The organism is Sphingobacterium griseoflavum (assembly GCF_014653155.1).
Classification (GTDB): domain Bacteria; phylum Bacteroidota; class Bacteroidia; order Sphingobacteriales; family Sphingobacteriaceae; genus Sphingobacterium; species Sphingobacterium griseoflavum.
Genome location: NZ_BNAF01000007.1, coordinates 272854 through 291339, shown reverse-complemented (window position 1 = coordinate 291339; position 18486 = coordinate 272854). Strand labels below are relative to the sequence as shown.

The window sequence follows — 18486 nt, the reverse complement described above, 5'->3', positions numbered from 1 at the left end:
AGCCAGGATCAAACTCTCCATTGTAAAAATGAATTGTTCGATACCGGGCTATTTACTAATAAATAACCGGAATCGTTTTTTGTTGTATCTTACGTTCCGTAATTGACAGGTTGATTTTTTGTTATTGTATAACTTTCATCTTCCGACTACTCGTTACGCTACATGATCATCTTTCTTAAAGAACTTCTATCGCCGCCGCGTCGCGCTTTGGCTTTTTATATATCGTGGCATCGCTGCCCGAACTATCTTGTTTGTTTCCCTCCTTCTCGTTGGGACTGCAAAGGTAGAAGATTTTTCCGGTCCCGCAAAATAAATCTGAACTTTTTTTTGCTGCCCCAGCGGGGCCCGAAACCGTGGAAACGCCCTTCGTTAAAGGCCTTTTCCCATCTCCTGTTTTTCGCTTTTCAACCGTCCCTCCCTTGCGGAGTGGTGCAAAGATAGAAACTTTGGCATATATCCTGCAAATTATTCCAGCTTATTCATTCGCCATAGACCGCAACAAGCTGGTGTAGTGAAGGATAATTTAAAAAAAGATCCCTCACGATAAAAAGTCCACCCTAACCTTTAGTACTTGTGTATAGCTAACCATTAGGACACACATCCCGAAAGCAACGATGCTAAGAAAGGCTTTTTATTAAATAAAATTCACTATATTCACCATTAGTTAGAATAAAGAACCTTACTTTATGATAAAAAAAGAATTAACATCACTTAACATCTCTCCTATCGAGCGAGGAACTTCCACCGGTGAGCAATGGTTTAGCGCAGGAGAGATTCTTGTATCCACTTCGCCCGTTGACGGGAACGATATCGGACATGTATGCGCCAGTAGCAGGGAAGATTATGAACGGGTACTAAACATCGCCTTCGAGGCGAAGCGTTCGTGGGCCGACATACCGGCGCCAAGACGTGGAGAAATTGTTCGCCAGTTCGGAGAAAAATTGCGGGCACGAAAATCCGAACTGGGCAAACTCGTTTCCTATGAAATGGGCAAGTCGTACCAAGAAGGGCTGGGCGAAGTGCAAGAAATGATAGATATCTGTGATTTCGCAGTTGGCCAATCAAGACAACTCTACGGCTTCACTATGCATTCCGAGCGTCCTGCACATCGCATGTACGAACAATACCATCCGTTAGGAATCGTAGGCATTATATCTGCATTTAATTTTCCCGTTGCAGTTTGGGCTTGGAATGCAGCGCTAGCGCTCGTTTGCGGAAATGTTATTATATGGAAGGGTAGCGAAAAAACACCTGTATGTACCATTGCCTGCCAAAAGATTTTGGCTGAGGTATTGGCAGACAATGAACTACCCGAAGGGATATCGTCGATCTGCACTGGAGGTGCAGACTTGGGCCGTTGGATGGCAGCAGACCCTCGTATCGATCTGGTTTCTGCTACGGGCTCTACACGCATGGGAAAAGAAGTTGCCACAATGGTGGCTGCTAGACTAGGCAAATCCCTTTTGGAACTTGGCGGCAACAACGCCATCATCGTAACAGCCCACGCAGACTTGAAGCTGACGGTTAGCGCTGCTGTTTTCGGCGCTGTTGGCACTGCAGGGCAGCGCTGCACCAGCACACGCAGGCTCATTGTGCATAAAGACATATACAATAAGGTTCGGGCTGCCCTCGTTGATGCCTACACGCAATTAAAAATTGGCAATCCGCTTGAATCCCAGAACCATGTGGGACCATTAATCGATCACCAAGCTGTAGAAAGCTACCTAGCTGCGTTAAAAGAGATTGAAGACGAGGGCGGACACCTGCTAACTGAAGGCGGCATTATACAGGGCGAGGGATATGGGAGCAAATGCTATGTCAAACCCGTTATCGCCGAAGTAGCGAACCATTACCGCATCGTACAAAAAGAAACATTCGCCCCCATCCTTTATCTGATACGTTATGAAGGCTCCTTGGAAAATGCCGTGACCATCCAGAATAGTGTTGCTCAAGGGTTATCATCTGCCATCATGACAACTAATCTCCATGAGGCCGAATATTTCCTGAGCCACAAAGGATCCGATTGCGGCATCGCGAATGTAAACATTGGCACCTCCGGTGCCGAAATCGGGGGCGCTTTTGGCGGCGAAAAGGAGACTGGTGGCGGACGCGAATCAGGCTCGGACGCCTGGAAAGTATACATGCGCAGACAAACCAATACCATTAACTACAGCGGAACTATGCCGCTCGCACAAGGTATAACATTCAACCTATAAAACCTGACACGTTTATTTATAACATGAAAACAGCATGAGAGCGTTACACAACATACTATCTAAACATATCTTGGCCGATGGCTTACCGATTGTTCTTGATTTGGCCAAATCCGAGAAATCCTTTATAAAAGATACAAATGGCGACACCTATCTAGATATGTTCTCGATGTTTGCGTCGTCTGCCGTAGGCTACAACCATCCGCACATCGTTGCTCAACAATCGTTTCTCGGTCGCATGGCGATAAACAAGCCGGCGCTATCTGACGTCTATCCAGAAGAATATGCAGACATCGTCGAAACGTTCGCCCGCGTTGCTATACCGCAAGAGCTTCCTTACTGTTTTTTCATCTGCGGAGGCGCACTGGCCGTAGAGAATGCTTTGAAAGCCGCTTTCGACTGGAAAACGAGACTTAACCTCGCCCAAGGCAAAACCAGTGAAGCCTCACAAATCATCCATTTCAAGCAGGCTTTCCATGGCCGATCAGGATATACGCTGTCGTTGACGAACACCAAGGATCCCAGAAAATATATGTACTTCCCAAAATTTGACTGGCCGCGCATCACGAATCCTAAACTCCATTTCCCGCTAACTGAAGACTCAATAAACAAGACGATCCGCGAGGAAAAGATGGCGATAAAGGAAATCGAAGCCGCCATCCTGCAAAATCCAGACAGTATTGCAGCTATCATTATCGAACCCATACAGGCCGAAGGCGGAGACAACCATTTCAGAAAGGAATTTTTCCAAAGCTTACGGCGCGTCTGCGACCAGCACGACATCTTACTGATACTGGATGAAGTACAAACGGGACTTGGAATGACAGGAAAGATGTGGGCGTATCAGCATTTCGGCATCGTCCCCGATATCCTGGCGTTCGGTAAGAAAACGCAAGTATGCGGCATATTGGCTAACAAGGAAAAATTCGATCGGGTGCAGGACCATGTATTTATCCAATCCAGCCGCATCAATTCTACGTTCGGCGGGAACTTTGTAGATATGTTGCGCTTTCAATTGATCTTGGAAATTATAGAAAAAGAGGCGCTTGTTGAACAAGCAGCACATATGGGGGATTACCTACTTGCCCAGATAAAAGATCTCGTAAATCGGAAGGAATTTCTATCGAATGCGCGTGGCCTCGGACTTATTGTAGCCTTTGACTTTGACAGTACAGCAGGTCGGGATTCGTTTTTAGAAAAAACGATGGAAAACAAACTTCTTTTATTGGGTTGTGGAGAAAAAAGCATTCGCTTTAGACCACACTTGACCGTAACAATGGATGAGATAGATCAAGCCATGCAAATTGTCGAAGGGTCGCTTAACTAAGATCATACCTGCGGCTATAAATGTAAAATGGCCACAACAAGTAATACGAAAGACTTAATTTGATTGCTCTAGCAGTGCCGTGATCGACTGCTTAAATCGGGTTCGAACACCTTGACCATCCTTTTTGGCAGGGGTCCATTTTGGGGACTTCTTCATAACACGTAATGCCTCCTCAGCAAAGGCTGGGCTAATCTTATTTTTGTTCGCTATCTCCACGTCGCAGACACGGCCATCTTCACACACCGTAAACTCCATGACGGCTGTCTGCCGCAAACCATAATCTACATAAGATGTGCTATCCAAATCGTTAAGTAGATCTCGCACATTTAGATTCTGCTGGACAAACCTATGCCAACCCCGAACGCCCCCCCTGAATTGAGGGTAGGTATCCACGGTGGTGACGATGGATGTATCAGGTACAGGTTGTGCATATAAATCGCCCAATCCAACTAACAAAAAAAGAAATACAAACCACTTTTTCATCCTAACCTCCTAATATGTCTATCAAATTTAAGCAAGATCTATGCCTTTGCCAAATCCACGTGTTCCCGAAATCGACCGTTTTCATCGAGGATGTAGCTCATTGGGTTCTCTGGATCTTTTATTATCTCGAATAAAGTAAATCCCCAAGGCTTCCAAAAGTTCTCTAAGACCTGTCCATAGGTTTTCACCTGCCAATGATCAAATATAGGCTTCATGGTCCAATCGTTGAGCGGCATAGGCTCGACGTAAACCTTGTCTGGCGTTTCCATATAGGTATATTCTGGTAAGCGGTTGAAGAGGTAGGCCGAATAGAAATAACGCGCGCAGATCTCTTCAAACTGTATCGGATGTAAGCACCGGCCAGCGATAGCCCTCAGCACGTCTTCGTGATATATAGCATGCGTACCATTGTCCTGCAAGGTTGCAATGAGGGCAAAGTCATTCATACGGAAAGAAAACACAAGCGTATTTATTTCGTCCCGGTAATTGAAATCAGTCGACGCATTGTCTACCGGAAGGACTAAAATTGAAAATGGATTACGGTTTTCGAACTCCATAACCGTTCGGATGGACTGCAACATGAAATGCAAGTTGCGGAATTTCTGAACCAAAACCTGCGAAAAATTCATTGGCTCTCCACTTAATTGGGCTTGTCGTATACCAGACTGGATTTCATTAAACACCACACCGTAGAGTATTTTAGCAACCCACTGAAAAAGGGATAACTGCGGAAGATCTTTTACCGCATCATACCCCTGTTGCATCGCGCTTCCTACTTCCTCCTCCAACTTTTCAAATAATGCTGCCGCATTTGCTGAGCACGGCAGTTTGAGCTTCTTGTAGGTCACCATATTTTCATCCAACATTTTGAAAGGTTTATCTTCCAGGTCGAATGTTCTCATCATCCATACTGGAAATACCTGAATTTGTTCGTCGGGCGATTCGAGCGGCTTGCCTGAGAGAAAGCATGTATTATTGTCGAATTTAAAATCCGAAAACGGATTATACAGTATTGCTGCCATAAGGGGCAAATATATTGCTTTTAGAAGGTGTTATTGTTTGTTTGCGGTCAATTTTCCGGCAGAAGCCCGCTTTCACAATCCCACATTTACTTTAAAATCCTGTAACAGCAAGCAGGCATCCATGATTTGTCCATCGTTGGCACGAATCCCTTTCAAGGTTGATGTTTTACCTTTCTCCAACAGATTTTTCATTTCCTTCTCGTCCAAAAAAACACCGTTCAGCGTACGCCAAAGCTTAAAATCACAGCCTCGCGCATAGTGGTCGCACTGCGCGACCTTATCGTAGAGTTGCACTTGCCCGGCTACACATTTAGGGCATTTGATTTTACCTTTCTGCAATGGTTTCAGCTCTTCGTGCTGTATGGCGATTCGTAGCTGTAGCAATTCGTTGGTTATTTTGACTGTGTAGTCTTTGATATGTTTCATGAAAACATCATAGGACACCTTGTTAGCGCGCATCTCTTCGAGTTTTTGCTCCCATTTTCCGGTCAGCGTCACCTTCGCTATCGATCGGTCTTTTACCAATTGATAAACTGCCAGCCCTTTCTCGGTCGGAATCAGCTTTTTCTTTTCGCGTTTGATATAGTCGCGCTGAAACAAGGTCTCAATTGTTGCCGCGCGGGTTGCAGGGGTACCCAAGCCGCAATCTTTCATTGCTTGGCGCATTTCGTCGTCTTCTATTTCTTTTCCGGAGGTTTCCATTGCTTTTAAAAGCGATGCCTCGGTATGGATCGGCCGCGCCTTGGTAAAACGCTCCGTAAGATCCAGCGAAAGTATTTCCAACCGCTCTTCCGGAGTTAGTTTGGGCAGCTGTGCATTTTCGTTATCCTGATCATCCGTATTTTTATCTTCATCGGGAAGCTCCACTTGGTCAGCAGACAACCTCCATCCATATTGTTTAATTACCGTACCTTTCGCTATCAGCTCCACGCCATTGGCGTCAATGTTCACCGTGGTTATATCTTTCAGACATACGTCCGAAAAACTTTCTACCATGCGCTTGGCAATCATATTGTAGATGTGCTTCTGTTCTTTCAGCAAATGTCCAGGCTTTTCGTCGGTAACCAATAAAGCATGGTGGTCCGTTACCTTCTTGTCGTCAACAGATCTTTTGTTCAATTTGGCACCTATTAGGTTACGACTGATGGCAGCGATGCCTTCCTCTGCAGTAGCGGCGAGATGTTGAAATAGGTCTTCGATGTGCTCGAAGACATCTTCACCGATATAACGAGATCCTGTCCGCGGATACGTAATGACCTTTTTTTCGTACAGGGTTTGCGCGATGCTCAATGTTTGGTCGGCCGAGTAGCCATATTTCTTGTTGGCATCTTGCTGCAGCGATGTCAAATCAAACAACAAGGGAGGCTGTTCTTTTGTTTCTTTTGCTTCCACTTTAACAACCTTCGCCTGCGAACCAATAGATACCTTTGCGACAGCACCTTCTGCATCTTCCTTTTTATCGATTTTATTAGAGGTAGCTTTAAACTTGATGTTATCTTTTTCAAACCCAGCCTGGATTTTATAGAATGTCTGCGGCTTGAAGTCTTTATTTTCCAAGTAGCGGGAACAGATCATAGCTAAGGTAGGGGTTTGAACACGACCAAGCGACAACAAACCTCTATTGCCGGCTGCCAACGTGAGCGCTTGCGTTGCGTTGATCCCGATCAGCCAATCGGATTCCGATCGGGAGCGCGCAGACATATACAAGCTATCATACTCCGTGCCCTCTTTGAGGTTTGCAAAGCCCTCTTTAATGGCCTTGTCGGTCTGCGAAGATATCCAAAGGCGCCTGAACGGAACCTTGGCGTTAAGGAAATAATAAATATTACGAAAAATCAATTCGCCCTCTCGTCCTGCGTCCGTAGCCACAATGATTTCTTCCGCCTGGTCTAAAAGACGTTTGATGGTATTGAGCTGCTTAACAGCGCCAATGTCGTCCATCTGTTTCCCATCTTTTTTCACCTTCTTGGCTTCCAATCGAAATGCCTCTGGAATAATGGGCAGGTTAGAAACGGACCATGTCGCAAAGCCGTAGGCTTGGGGTGTACATAATTGCACCAAATGACCAAATGCGTAAGTAAACGCATATCCGTTTCCGGTGATATAACCATCTTTCACCTCCTTCGCTCCCATCACGCGAGCTAAATCCCTCGCCACCGACGGCTTTTCCGCTATAACGACTTTCATTTGGTCAATTAAAAAGTAAAAATATCATGTAAATGTCGCGTCTCCACCCGAACTGTCAAAACCTTAATGGCTAAACCAAAAATAGGCTATCAGCCGTAACAACAAATTCACGCTGTACCTCATTAATCTAGCGAAGGAATGGATATACCCTTAATCTTTCGGTAGAGGTCAACAGCGTACACATCCGTCATACCCGACACAAAATCGAGCACAGCTCGAATCTTCGCATAGGCCTGATTGCTGTCCGTATGAAATTGCTCTGGAATCATCGCAACCAATTTCTTATCGAACATCGTTTTGTTGGTCTTCAAATAGGCGGGTACAAATTCCTCCAAAAGTGCATTCATCACTTTATAACCTGCAATTTCGATTTGCACCACGGTAGGCGCATTGTAAATCTGCGCCACCGACACCTTCGAGATCTTCTTCATCTGTTCGACGATGGGCGGCTCTAACGCATCAATCAATGCACTTTCGAAAGTTCCTGCTAAAAACTTGTCTTGATTATTGGCAAATACCGACGCACAGCCTTGAATAAGTGTATTGATCGCCTTCGCGCGGAGCAGCTCGACCTTGCTCCCTGTATCGCTTAACCCATCCAGTCGCGAACGGAGGTCTTCACCACCACACAAAGGGAGCAAGAGTTCTTCCACTTCCCTATAGGAAAGTATCTTTAGATGATGCGCATCTTCCAGATCGATTATATTGTAGCAGATATCGTCCGCAGCTTCCACAAGATATACTAGTGGATGTCGGAGGTATCCATTCTTATTTGTTGGATCTCTCTCTAGGCCAAGCTCCTCGGCTATTTGTTTAAAACTTTCAGCTTCGCCTTCAAAAAAGCCATATTTCTTGCGATGATGGTTTGTACGGATATGGCCATCTATTGCCGCACAGGGGTATTTGACGATAGATGCTAACGTTGCATAAGTTAATGCGTAGCCCTTTTTATCTTTTCCGTTAAACGGGTGTGTCAAGATGCGTAGCGCATTAGCATTTCCTTCAAAGTGCGTTAAGTCTGCCCACTCCTTTGGCGTCACGTGCTCTTGATACTTACGTCCGCCTCCTTCTGTAAAATAAGACGAGATGGCAGCTTCACCGGAGTGTCCAAAAGCCGGATTACCCAAGTCATGCGATAAGCAAGCGGAAGAAATGATGTTTCCCACCTCTTGCAAAAACGGATATTCCGTATCGATGGCCGGATTCTCTTTCTTCATGAGGTTGTAAAACAGCCTGCCCAACGAGCGCCCAACACTGGCCACTTCCAAGCTATGCGTCAATCTGTTATGGACAAAAACCGCTCCCGGCAATGGAAAGACTTGTGTTTTATTTTGTAGTCGCCGGAAAGGTGACGAGAAAATCAGCCGATCATAATCCCGCTGAAATTCAGAGCGAGCATCCAAGTGGTCGCTCACCTCCCGATGTTCGTAACCCCATCGCTTTGCAGACAGCAACTGTTTCCAATTCATGTAAACTGTAGATTTTGTGAGACAGCAAATATAAGATTTCTAAACTGGACACAGGAAAATCTCTTTCGCATAAAGCGCCTAGCGGTAGTCGTGCCATGCGACTACCCCACCTTTTTCATACAAAAAAAGCTGATAGTGAACTGCTAACGACATGAAGTTTATACACAGGTAACGACTTTTAACACTTTGTTTTTCATTATCAGCTGTATTGCGTATTTTTAAAAAAAACTACCTGAAAAGTACCATGATATACCAACTTCCTCATCCAGCAGATTTCGAACATAAAATCGATGGCAAAAACACGCACTTAATTATCCTGAAAAACCGATCGGGTATGCAAGTTGCGTTTACCGACTACGGCGCGCGTATCGTCAGCGTCTTAGTGCCCGACAAGTTTGGAGACTTGCGAGATGTCGTGCTTGGATTTAATAGTATCGAGGAATACCTCGCGGCAGATGAACCTTATCATGGCGCAACGATTGGGCGTTATGCAAACCGCATTGCCAACGGTCAATTCGAGCTGGATGGCAAAACCTATGTGCTGCAACAAAACAATGGGAGAAACTGCCTGCATGGCGGACCTAACGGCTTTCATTCCAAAGTTTGGGATAGACAAGTGTCTTTAGAAAAAAAAGTGGATTTTTACTATGTTTCTGCTGACGGCGAAGAAGGTTTTCCTGGCAACCTCAAAGTTCGGGTTTCTTATGAGCTAAGCGATGCAAACGAAATCTTGATCCGTTACAAGGCCGAGACTGACAGCGCTACGCCTGTCAACCTCACCAATCATGCTTACTTTAACTTGAACGGGGAAGGACATAGCGATATCCTGCAGCACGTCGTTCATATCCCATCCGATCATTTTATCGCGATTGATGAACAGCAAATCCCGCTTGGAGCAGCGATGCCAGTTGATCATAGTGCTTTTGATTTCCGGGCACCGAAAAAAATTGCGGAAGATATCAATGATGAAGAGGAACAGCTGCGAATGGGCAATGGCTACGACCACAGCTTTGTTAACACCCAAACATTCGCTACCCCTGCGGCGTCAGCTTATTCGGACCTATCGGGCATCCGATTGGACGTGTTGACGACGGAACCCGGTGTACAACTATATACCGGGAATTTCCTGACCGGAAATGACCGCGGAAAATCCGGTGGGGTCTATTTTCCTCGAACCGCATTTTGTTTTGAAACACAACACTATCCGGATAGTCCGAACCAAGAGCGTTTGCCGTCTACCATCCTACACCCAGGAGAGGTATTGGAATCGCAGACCATCTATCGGTTTTCAATAAAAAAGGAGGTGTAAACATCTCCTTTTTTATTGAATCAAGGTATCGAGTGCTTGTCGCACTTTCTCAAAGCCAAAAGAGGCTTTGACCTCGTTGAACATGCGCACGATCTGGTCGTTGCCCAAGTTGCCGATACTGCCTTCATGCGTGTGGTGAACCTCTTTTGCTGGCTTGAACGTTCCATTTTCGATGGCCAGCCCAATGTTCCGGTAGGCTTCTCGAAAGGGAATTCCCTGCAACACTTCATTATTGACAACCTCTACACTAAAAAGGTAATCATACTTCGGATCGTCTAAGATGTTTTCTTTAACATCAATATGTCCCAACATAAATGTTGCAATTTCCAAACATTCGTTCAACGATTGAAACGATGGAAACAGGTTCTCCTTCAACAATTGCAGATCGCGGTGATAGCCGGACGGTAGATTTGTCGTCATCAACGCAATTTCATTGGGTAGAGCCTGGATTTTGTTGCATCGGGCACGGATCAATTCGAAGACATCTGGATTTTTCTTGTGCGGCATAATACTTGATCCCGTTGTCAGGTGGGCGGGAAATGATATAAATCCGAAATTCTGGTTGATGAACAGACACACATCCATGGCAAATTTAGCTAATGTTGCAGCGATCGAACTCATGGCCTGCGCCAGAGTACGTTCGGTTTTTCCACGTCCCATTTGTGCATAGACTACGTTGTAGTTTAAATCGTCGAACCCCAATAGTTCGGTGGTCAGTGTCCGATTCAGCGGAAACGAAGAACCGTATCCCGCGGCGGACCCCAATGGGTTTTTGTTGCATATTTTCCACGCTGCTCTAAGCAGCTCCAGATCATCGACCAAGCTTTCCGCATAGGCACCAAACCACAGACCAAATGATGATGGCATAGCGATCTGCAGATGCGTATAGCCCGGAATAAGAATAGATTGATGTTCTTCGCTCAATGCAATGAGCTTCTCAAACAGTGATTCGACCGATAGTACGAGATGTTCGATTTCTGCCCGGAAGTAAAGTTTGAGATCCACCAATACCTGATCGTTGCGGGAGCGTCCTGAATGGATCTTTTTGCCCGCTTCCCCGATCCTTTCCGTTAATAGCATCTCGACTTGGGAATGCACATCTTCGACCGAATCCTCGACCGCAAATCTGCCTGCCGTAATGTCGGCATAAATATGCTTAAGTTCAGTCTGCACGGCCGCCAGATCAGCTGTTGGCAAAAGCCCTACAGCATTCAACATTTTCGTATGCGCAAGCGAGCCCAACACATCCGCTGCGGCAAGCTGCAGATCCATTGCGCGATCGTTGCCGACAGTAAATGCTTCCACAAATTTATCTACCTGTATATTCTTTTGCCAAATCTTCATTGCTATATGGTTTAATGCTAATTTATTCGAAGGGAAAGCTATTGCTCACGTTCTTTCCAAGCCCAAATTTAATATTCTTTACCAAATAAACAGATAGCCGTTTCCGAATCACGCATTTTTTGCATCGGGAGCGTAACCGGCTTTCGACAATTTGAACAGCTTCGTCTTCCAAAGACGCATAGGAGCATCATGATTTAAAATATCCCAAAAATGAATAAACCGGCTTAAATTGCCTTAAACACAATAAAAAAGTGACTACTCACTTTTTTTTAAAAAAACTCTTTGCGTGAATCTATTATATACCTATGTTTGTAGAAGTAAGGGGAAAATGGAAGAAAGAAAATAAAGGCAGTGAGTTTATACTTACACTTTATTTACCAAAGCTAAACGAACTAAAATGTGATAGACGAAGGTCTTAAATCTTGAAAAAATACAGCTAACCATTTATAAACTAATTTTGTTCTGAAAGCGTATCTCGACCTGTGATACGCTTTTTCTTTTAGTGTGTAGTCCGCATTAATTTATATCTTTGTAATAGATAGCAGGCCACTTTATTCATTTTTTTAAGCCTAAAACAAAAAAGCTATGGGAACAGAAAGTAAGCGACAACAACGATTTGCCGGGGTAATACAACAGGATCTTGCAGAACTTTTCCAGCGCGAAGGCAACGCGTGGGCTCCTGGTGCCTTTATTACTGTGACGCGTGTCCGGATGACTCCGGACTTGGCTATAGCGCGGGCATACCTTAGTTTCTTGAACACCAAGACAGCCAAGGAAGACCTTGCCAACATTCAGAGCAAGACCAACGAGATTCGCTACAAATTGGGAACGCGGATAAAAAACCAGGCACGAATTGTGCCCCAACTCGAATTTTTCTTGGACGACACCAATGAGTATGTCGAACATATGGATAAGTTGTTTGATGAAATCAGTAAGGAACCAAGACAACCAGATTAGCATCTGGTTTTTTTACTTTTTGAACGATGCCTTACCGACTAGACGACCGATTGGCTTTTCCACATCCTGCACAAGCGGATGAGGACGGATTATTAGCGATCGGTGGTGATCTCTCTCCGCAGCGATTGTTATTGGCTTATGCGCACGGTATATTTCCGTGGTATACAGCAGATAGTCCTGTCCTTTGGTATGCGCCGCACGAACGCTTCGTCTTATACCCAACGGAAATCAATGTTAAAAAAAGTATGCGCCAGTTTATGCGGAACACCGCACTGCACGTCACCGTAGACCGCTGCTTTCCAGAGGTCATTGCCCAATGCGCAAGCAAGGCGCGTGTTGGGCAAGAGGGAACCTGGATTACAGAGGATATGGAAAAAGCGTATATAAATCTGCACGACTTGGGCTTTGCACACAGTATCGAAACGTATGACGCGCACGGCACCTTAGTCGGGGGATTATATGGCATACAAGTAGGTGAAGTGTTTTGTGGGGAAAGCATGTTTTCCCATGTAGCCAATGCCTCCAAACTTGCCTTGGTTTATCTCTGCCAACAGATGGACTTTAAACTGATAGACTGCCAAGTATACACCGATCACTTGGCATCTATGGGCGCCAAGCTTATACCAGCCGATACGTATTATCAAATTTTGCAACAACAAGACCTTATACGCCATGCCTTTTAAAGAATATTTCGATATCCCATCTGATGTTACGTACCTAAATACACCGGGTAATGGCATCTTACCAAGGCAAACCAAGCAGTGGCGGGCTGAACGGGAACGCCAATTTTTTGACCTGAACAGCACGTTACGCGATCAGCAAGCCGATACGATCAATAGCGTTCGCGCCCAGCTTGCCGAGGTGTTTGGAGCCCACGTGCAACAGGTGTTCTGTACCCCCAACTTTTCGTTCGGTTACAATACGTTGCTTGATCGACTACCTAAAGAAACAAAGTTCTTACTACTAGCGGATGACTATCCGTCACTCAATTACCCAGTCATTAGTCGTAAATTTGCTTACCAAACCGTTGATGTCAGTGCCCAATTGGAGATGAACATCCGTACGGCAATTACGCAATTCAAGCCAGACATATTGGCGCTAAGCATAGTGCAATATATCTCCGGGATAAAAGTAGATTTAAATTTCATACAGGAACTTAAGCGGGAATTTCCGGGGTTACTGATTATCGGAGATGGCACGCAGCTTCTTGGAACCGAAGCATTCTCTTTCATCGAATCCGGATTTGACGCAGTCGGGTGCAGTGGTTACAAATGGCTTTTATCTGGATTTGGCAATGGTTTTTTGTTATTGAGCGAGCAATTCATCTCATTTCTGATCGATACGGCGGGCGAAATAGCGCCTCCCAAGGAGAGCATGTGGGCGGGCAAGTCATTGCTACAGACCTTTTTTGAACCCGGACATCAGGACACGTTAAGCCATGGTACGCTCGGGCAGTCCTTGGCCTTTCTGCATGGACTTGGCTTCGACAGGATTGAGAAACACATCGCGGCGATCGCGCAGATGGCCCATCAAGAACTGGCTAACCGAAAATTGCTTCTCCCGGAAGTGACAGCCAGGACAGTTCGATCGAACTTAATCAATATACAGGTTTCGCCAACCCACTACCCACGGCTCATGGAGGCCGGCATCAAGTGTTTTCCGCGCGGAAGCGGGATCCGAATAGGTATACATCTGTATAACACAGTCGATGACCTGCACCGCTTATTACAGCTCATTGACCGTTTTTAATTAATTAAAAGAAAATACGATATATGAAATATAAAATTGGCGACTTGGTTCGTTTTGTGGATGAACCAATCGAAGGGCATATCACCTCGTTCCAACAAAACGAAATTGTTGGCGTAACGGACGAATCCGGCTTTGAAATACCCGTTCTGATCAGTAAAATCACCCTTGTCCACGGGAATATGCGTCGCGCAGACGACGACGAGTCGCCCCGTAGTTCGTCGGCAAGCAATCAAAGGTTTGTGGAACGAGGCATCTATCTAGGTGTGGATGGTGAGCAGCGTGATGGATTAGCGAAGTTTTTTATAATCAACCATAGCTCATTCGAACTGTTGGTCAGCATTGGCGAGCGCAGTGGAAATAAAACAACAGGCTTATTTGCCGAAAAAATATCGTCGCAAGATTTCATACAATTCTACACGGCGAATTTCAGCAGTATGGGCAAATGGCCAAACTTTGACATACAGATCTTGCGCCATAGCACACAAGCAAACCTTTCTACCGAACCGATCAGCAAGGCGTTTCGCGTGAAACCCTTGGACTTGATCCAATCGAAAGAGCATGACCCTATCATGGAAGCAAAAGTATGGCGTTTCGAACTTGATAAACCTGAGGAGAACATTGGAGTGGATAAATTGAAGGACCACTTCATCAGCCATCGTCCCAACAGGCGATAAGGTAGCTGCAAGTAGAAAAGACATATGCCCGCCGGAAACTCATTCGCACGGGCATACGTCCTGTTGGCGCGCAAAGCGTATAGTTAACCTACCTCTTTCACATTTTTTTCCAAATCAACGGTAGACTTCTTTACCGACAGCACCAGCACAAACGCACCCGCGAAAAGGAAAAACCAGCCCCACTTAAGGTGTAGGGTTACCGACAACAGATTATCGACAAACTTCATCCCAAAATAATTGTTGATCTTAAAGTAGACGGCCACAAAGCCTAATGCACACCATAGTAAATAAATCTTTGTACTAAGCTGGTATAACGATACCTTTCGCAGAAAATACGCAAAAACACAGAGCCCCAACAAGCCGTATGTGATGTAAAATAAACTAGCATCAGTTTGATACAGGTTCCAATTTCCCTTGATCGGCACCTTCAAAAATGGAAGAAATAGCGGCGCAAGCGCTGAGATAAAGATGCCTAACAAGGCCATAGGTTTTCGGAGAATGTACATCGTTGCAATATTTTCTATGCAAAGATTTAGAAATCTTTGCCCATTTTACAACACTTTATTGAAAATATGATGGAAAAATATGTTGTCTACCTCGTTTTGCATTTGCCCAATAGATGATTTAGGTTACCTTAACTAAACAGCGCTTTTGTAATAACCAATAAATGAGCTAATTAACATTTTTTTAACATTATTTAAAATGATTCTAAATTCACCGTATTGACAGATTTTTGACAGAAAAACCTTTGCTTTCATCTACATTTGCAGGGAGAAATTATTGAGCAAGATAAGCTTTGAAGAATTTAAAAGTTATAGCATTTACCCACAAGCATGTCGAATTAAAAGACTTGGGCAATTTGGTCATCTGCAACGAAGAGTTGGAAGAACGCTTAATTAACCTAAAGAATACGTTGGATATTCCGGAGATTTTTTACATCGCGACGTGCAACCGTGTGGAGTTTGTTTTTTCTGGTGCCCATGAACTGAACGATGAATTCATCGCAAATTTCATGCATCGGATGAACTTTTGTGTTCCGAGCGAGCGCTTGCAATGTTACTTGGGACAAGTAACCAGATACGCGGGAATGGATGCGCTTACGCATCTTTTCCGAATGTCATGCTCACTGGAAAGTTTGGTGGTAGGCGAGAAAGAAATACTGTCGCAGGTGCGTAGAGCTTATGAGCGCTGCAGAGAGGCTGGGTTTACAGGAGACTATCTTCGATTGGTCATGGATCGCTTAGTCAAAACGGCAAAAGAAGTATACACCCACACAAACATTTCCCGCAATCCGATATCCGTTGTTTCCTTGGCTTATCGAAAGCTTAAAGAAACAAAACTCCCTCAAAACGCTCGTATATTGGTAATCGGATCCGGAGAGACCAATCAACATTTAGCGAAATACTTGAAAAAACATCAACATTCCAATTTTGTAGTGTTCAACCGAACGCTGGCAAATGCCGAAAAATTGGCTGCGGAACTGCATGCGGAAGCGTATCCGCTTTCTGCTTTAGGGAGCTACAAAAAAGGGTTTGATGTGATGATCGTCTGTACCGGATCTCCGGAAGCGATTATCGATGTGCATCTTTACAAGATGCTGCTCCATGGCGAGACCGACCGAAAAGTGGTCGTTGACCTCGCTGTGCCAAATGATGTAGACGTTGATGTAGTCGCTAATTTCCCCATGCATTACATTGAAGTGAGCAGCCTACAGGCCATTGCGGAAAAGAACAAGCAAGACCGTTACAACGAGCTCGAGAGCGCAGATGCTATCATACAGCAGAATATACAGGAGTTTCTTCCGCTAATAAAGCAACGTCGTGTGGAAGTTGCCATGCGCGAGGTGCCCGAGAAGATCAAAGAGATTCGGTCTTTTGCGCTTAATGAAGTCTTCGCGCAAGACGTTCAAAAGCTTGATCCCCAGGCACGCGAAATTTTGGAGAAGGTGATCAACTACATGGAGAAGAAATACATCAAAGTTCCTATGTTGATGGCAAAAGAAATTCTCGTAAAAAATTCCCAATCGGAAATCAATTAATCGCTTTCTTCGTTCAAATTGTAGCCTAATTCTGACAATGTAAGTCGGGATTGTACGACTATTTGGTTAAATTTGCACGTATTTCAACACAAAAATATCAGGAGTGAACAGAAAACTAATTATTGGGACCCGAGGTAGTCAACTCGCGCTATGGCAAGCCAATCATGTCAAAGCACGTCTTGCAGAAATTGGTATAGAATCCGAATTAAAAATAATCAAAACCCAAGGAGATATCATACAGCATCTGCGGCTAGACAAGCTCGAAGGGAAGGGTTTTTTCACCAAAGAGCTGGAAGAAGAGTTGCTATCTGCTCAAATAGATCTTGCTGTTCATTCACATAAAGACTTACCTACAGTAAATCCTCCGGGACTCATTATCGCAGCCGTTTCGGAGCGGGAAGATCCCGCCGAGCTCATCATCATCCATAAGGATTGTGTAGACATCAAGAAACGTTTATCGCTGAAGCACAACGCTTCGGTGGGCACCTCCTCAAACCGACGTAAAGCCCAATTGCTATCATTGCGACCTGACCTAGAATTCACCGATTTGCGGGGCAACCTTCAAACTAGGATCCAAAAGCTGCGCGACGAACAGTATGATGCGATCGTGTTGGCTAAGGCAGGTGTCGCGCGAATCGACATGGATCTTTCTGATTTCCACATCGAGGAGATCGCACCTATCGAAGTGATTCCAGCTCCTGCACAAGGCGTGCTTGCTATTCAAATCCGTGAATCGGATGAAGAGCTTTTCCATAGCCTGCAGGCCATACATAACCAAGATGTAGCGGCCACCATAGGTGTAGAACGCAAGGTGCTAAACATGTTCGATGGAGGATGCCATGCCCCGTTGGGCTGCTATTGTCGCCAAGCAGAACACGGAGGTTTTGAAGCTTGGACATCCATAGCTGAAGATAACGAAGATTTTCCTGACCGACTCTATGTACATTCCGACAGTACAGCCGGTATGGCAGAGCAAATATTTTCTAAATTCCAAAAGGGGCGTAAGATGCCATCTAGTGTGTTTATTACGCGCGATCTAGATGATAACTCTTACTTAGGTCGATACCTTGCCAAACACGGGGTGCAAATTGATGCACGCTCCTTGATCAAAATATATCCCACAATCAATAAGTTGGATTCCTTTATACTAAAACGCGCTGACTGGATATTTTTCAACAGCAAAAATGCCATCGACCACTTCTTCAAATTAAATCCGCTAATCCTGAAACGCACAAAACTCGCTGTGTTAGGAAGAGGCTCCGAAGATGCATTGCGCAAGTATGACCGCGTCGCCGACTTTTCCGGAGACAATTTGGGGATAAAAACTACAGACATCGCGAAAGAATTCGCAAAGCTCGTAGATGGTCAGACCGTTTTCATCCCGCGAGCAAAAGATTCGCTACTTTCTATACAGCAGGCGTTGACCCCGGAAACCAAGGTAATAGATATGCCGATTTACGAAACGGTACTGGAAGAGAATGTGGATAAGTCGAATGCTGATGTATTGATCTTTACAAGTCCAAGTAATGTGGAGGCCTATTTTAGAGATAATCTTGTAGAGCCAGGGCAACAAATCATTTGTATAGGCCATTCTACGGCCAAAAGTATCGAAGCTATGGGGTTACGTTACAGGCTACCATTCACTCCAGATGAAATCGGACTGTCCGAAGCAGTGTTCGGACTAAACTATTAATTTCAATGAGAGAGCAGAGGT

The 18486-nt window shown here is 44.9% G+C and carries 15 protein-coding genes; 9 read left to right on the top strand and 6 right to left on the bottom strand.

Translation table 11 applies throughout. From position 1 onward, the window contains the following. Positions 1-686: 686 nt before the first annotated feature. Entirely contained in the window at positions 687-2216 is a 1530-nt protein-coding gene (amaB, locus tag IE165_RS11370) for an L-piperidine-6-carboxylate dehydrogenase (RefSeq protein WP_189626731.1), read from the top strand. Positions 2217-2250: 34 nt separating this feature from the next. Further along, entirely contained in the window at positions 2251-3540 is a 1290-nt protein-coding gene (lat, locus tag IE165_RS11365; protein ID WP_189626730.1) for an L-lysine 6-transaminase, read from the top strand. A 54-nt stretch (positions 3541-3594) separates the two neighbouring features. Here lat and IE165_RS11360 read toward each other — a convergent pair whose 3' ends face one another. The 4 genes from IE165_RS11360 to IE165_RS11345 all read right to left on the bottom strand — a co-directional run bounded on the left by IE165_RS11360 (position 3595) and on the right by IE165_RS11345 (position 8701). Next, positions 3595-4023, bottom strand: a complete 429-nt coding sequence (locus IE165_RS11360; RefSeq protein WP_189626729.1) for an energy transducer TonB — start codon at positions 4021-4023, stop codon at positions 3595-3597. Between the two features lie 38 nt (positions 4024-4061). Beyond that, complete coding sequence (locus tag IE165_RS11355) at positions 4062-5045, bottom strand: hypothetical protein (RefSeq protein WP_189626728.1); 984 nt, start codon at positions 5043-5045, stop codon at positions 4062-4064. Positions 5046-5117: 72 nt separating this feature from the next. After that, a complete protein-coding gene (locus tag IE165_RS11350; protein WP_189626727.1) occupies positions 5118-7232 on the bottom strand; it encodes a type IA DNA topoisomerase in 2115 nt (704 codons plus the stop codon). A 122-nt stretch (positions 7233-7354) separates the two neighbouring features. Further along, positions 7355-8701, bottom strand: coding sequence for a deoxyguanosinetriphosphate triphosphohydrolase (locus IE165_RS11345; RefSeq protein ID WP_189626726.1), 1347 nt, complete (start codon positions 8699-8701; stop codon positions 7355-7357). 244 nt (positions 8702-8945) lie between these two features. Between IE165_RS11345 and IE165_RS11340 the strand changes: the two genes are divergently transcribed. Beyond that, positions 8946-10010 carry an aldose epimerase family protein gene (locus IE165_RS11340; RefSeq protein ID WP_189626725.1) on the top strand — a complete coding sequence of 355 codons (1065 nt, stop codon included), beginning with the start codon at positions 8946-8948 and terminating at the stop codon, positions 10008-10010. Between the two features lie 12 nt (positions 10011-10022). On the opposite strand, the gene argH is transcribed toward IE165_RS11340, so the two are convergent. Next, the gene (gene argH, locus IE165_RS11335) at positions 10023-11354 is read right to left on the bottom strand and encodes an argininosuccinate lyase (protein WP_189626724.1); all 1332 of its coding nucleotides are present in this window, start codon (positions 11352-11354) and stop codon (positions 10023-10025) included. Between the two features lie 585 nt (positions 11355-11939). On the opposite strand from argH, the gene rbfA reads away from it, so the two are divergent. From rbfA to IE165_RS11315, 4 genes are read left to right on the top strand one after another with little or no spacing between them, the layout of a single operon-like run. Next, positions 11940-12311: a 30S ribosome-binding factor RbfA gene (gene rbfA, locus IE165_RS11330; RefSeq protein ID WP_189626723.1), complete on the top strand. Its 372-nt coding sequence runs from the start codon at positions 11940-11942 to the stop codon at positions 12309-12311. 26 nt (positions 12312-12337) lie between these two features. After that, positions 12338-12994 (top strand): leucyl/phenylalanyl-tRNA--protein transferase, encoded by a 657-nt coding sequence (gene aat / locus IE165_RS11325; RefSeq protein WP_189626722.1) that lies wholly within the window; start codon positions 12338-12340, stop codon positions 12992-12994. Then, complete coding sequence (locus tag IE165_RS11320) at positions 12984-14060, top strand: aminotransferase class V-fold PLP-dependent enzyme (RefSeq protein ID WP_189626721.1); 1077 nt, start codon at positions 12984-12986, stop codon at positions 14058-14060. Before aat ends, IE165_RS11320 begins: the two co-directional genes overlap by 11 nt. A 23-nt stretch (positions 14061-14083) precedes the next feature. After that, a complete protein-coding gene (locus tag IE165_RS11315) occupies positions 14084-14734 on the top strand; it encodes a DUF8465 domain-containing protein (protein WP_189626720.1) in 651 nt (216 codons plus the stop codon). Between the two features lie 83 nt (positions 14735-14817). On the opposite strand, the gene IE165_RS11310 is transcribed toward IE165_RS11315, so the two are convergent. Then, complete coding sequence (locus tag IE165_RS11310; protein WP_189626719.1) at positions 14818-15240, bottom strand: hypothetical protein; 423 nt, start codon at positions 15238-15240, stop codon at positions 14818-14820. Positions 15241-15530: 290 nt separating this feature from the next. Here IE165_RS11310 and hemA point away from each other — a divergent pair, with 290 nt between their 5' ends. Both hemA and hemC read left to right on the top strand, forming a co-directional pair. Further along, positions 15531-16772, top strand: a complete 1242-nt coding sequence (hemA, locus tag IE165_RS11305) for a glutamyl-tRNA reductase (protein WP_189626718.1) — start codon at positions 15531-15533, stop codon at positions 16770-16772. A gap of 103 nt (positions 16773-16875) precedes the next feature. After that, positions 16876-18465: a hydroxymethylbilane synthase gene (gene hemC, locus IE165_RS11300; protein ID WP_189626717.1), complete on the top strand. Its 1590-nt coding sequence runs from the start codon at positions 16876-16878 to the stop codon at positions 18463-18465. Positions 18466-18486 lie beyond the last annotated feature (21 nt).

Excerpts from the sequence above, each read along its gene's own strand:
- amaB (WP_189626731.1), top strand. The coding sequence starts at position 687 with ATGATAAAAAAAGAATTAACATCACTTAACATCTCTCCTATCGAGCGA.
- lat (WP_189626730.1), top strand. The coding sequence starts at position 2,251 with ATGAGAGCGTTACACAACATACTATCTAAACATATCTTGGCCGATGGC.
- IE165_RS11360 (WP_189626729.1), bottom strand. The coding sequence starts at position 4,023 with ATGAAAAAGTGGTTTGTATTTCTTTTTTTGTTAGTTGGATTGGGCGAT.
- IE165_RS11355 (WP_189626728.1), bottom strand. The coding sequence starts at position 5,045 with ATGGCAGCAATACTGTATAATCCGTTTTCGGATTTTAAATTCGACAAT.
- IE165_RS11350 (WP_189626727.1), bottom strand. The coding sequence starts at position 7,232 with ATGAAAGTCGTTATAGCGGAAAAGCCGTCGGTGGCGAGGGATTTAGCT.
- IE165_RS11345 (WP_189626726.1), bottom strand. The coding sequence starts at position 8,701 with ATGAATTGGAAACAGTTGCTGTCTGCAAAGCGATGGGGTTACGAACAT.
- IE165_RS11340 (WP_189626725.1), top strand. The coding sequence starts at position 8,946 with ATGATATACCAACTTCCTCATCCAGCAGATTTCGAACATAAAATCGAT.
- argH (WP_189626724.1), bottom strand. The coding sequence starts at position 11,354 with ATGAAGATTTGGCAAAAGAATATACAGGTAGATAAATTTGTGGAAGCA.
- rbfA (WP_189626723.1), top strand. The coding sequence starts at position 11,940 with ATGGGAACAGAAAGTAAGCGACAACAACGATTTGCCGGGGTAATACAA.
- aat (WP_189626722.1), top strand. The coding sequence starts at position 12,338 with ATGCCTTACCGACTAGACGACCGATTGGCTTTTCCACATCCTGCACAA.
- IE165_RS11320 (WP_189626721.1), top strand. The coding sequence starts at position 12,984 with ATGCCTTTTAAAGAATATTTCGATATCCCATCTGATGTTACGTACCTA.
- IE165_RS11315 (WP_189626720.1), top strand. The coding sequence starts at position 14,084 with ATGAAATATAAAATTGGCGACTTGGTTCGTTTTGTGGATGAACCAATC.
- IE165_RS11310 (WP_189626719.1), bottom strand. The coding sequence starts at position 15,240 with ATGTACATTCTCCGAAAACCTATGGCCTTGTTAGGCATCTTTATCTCA.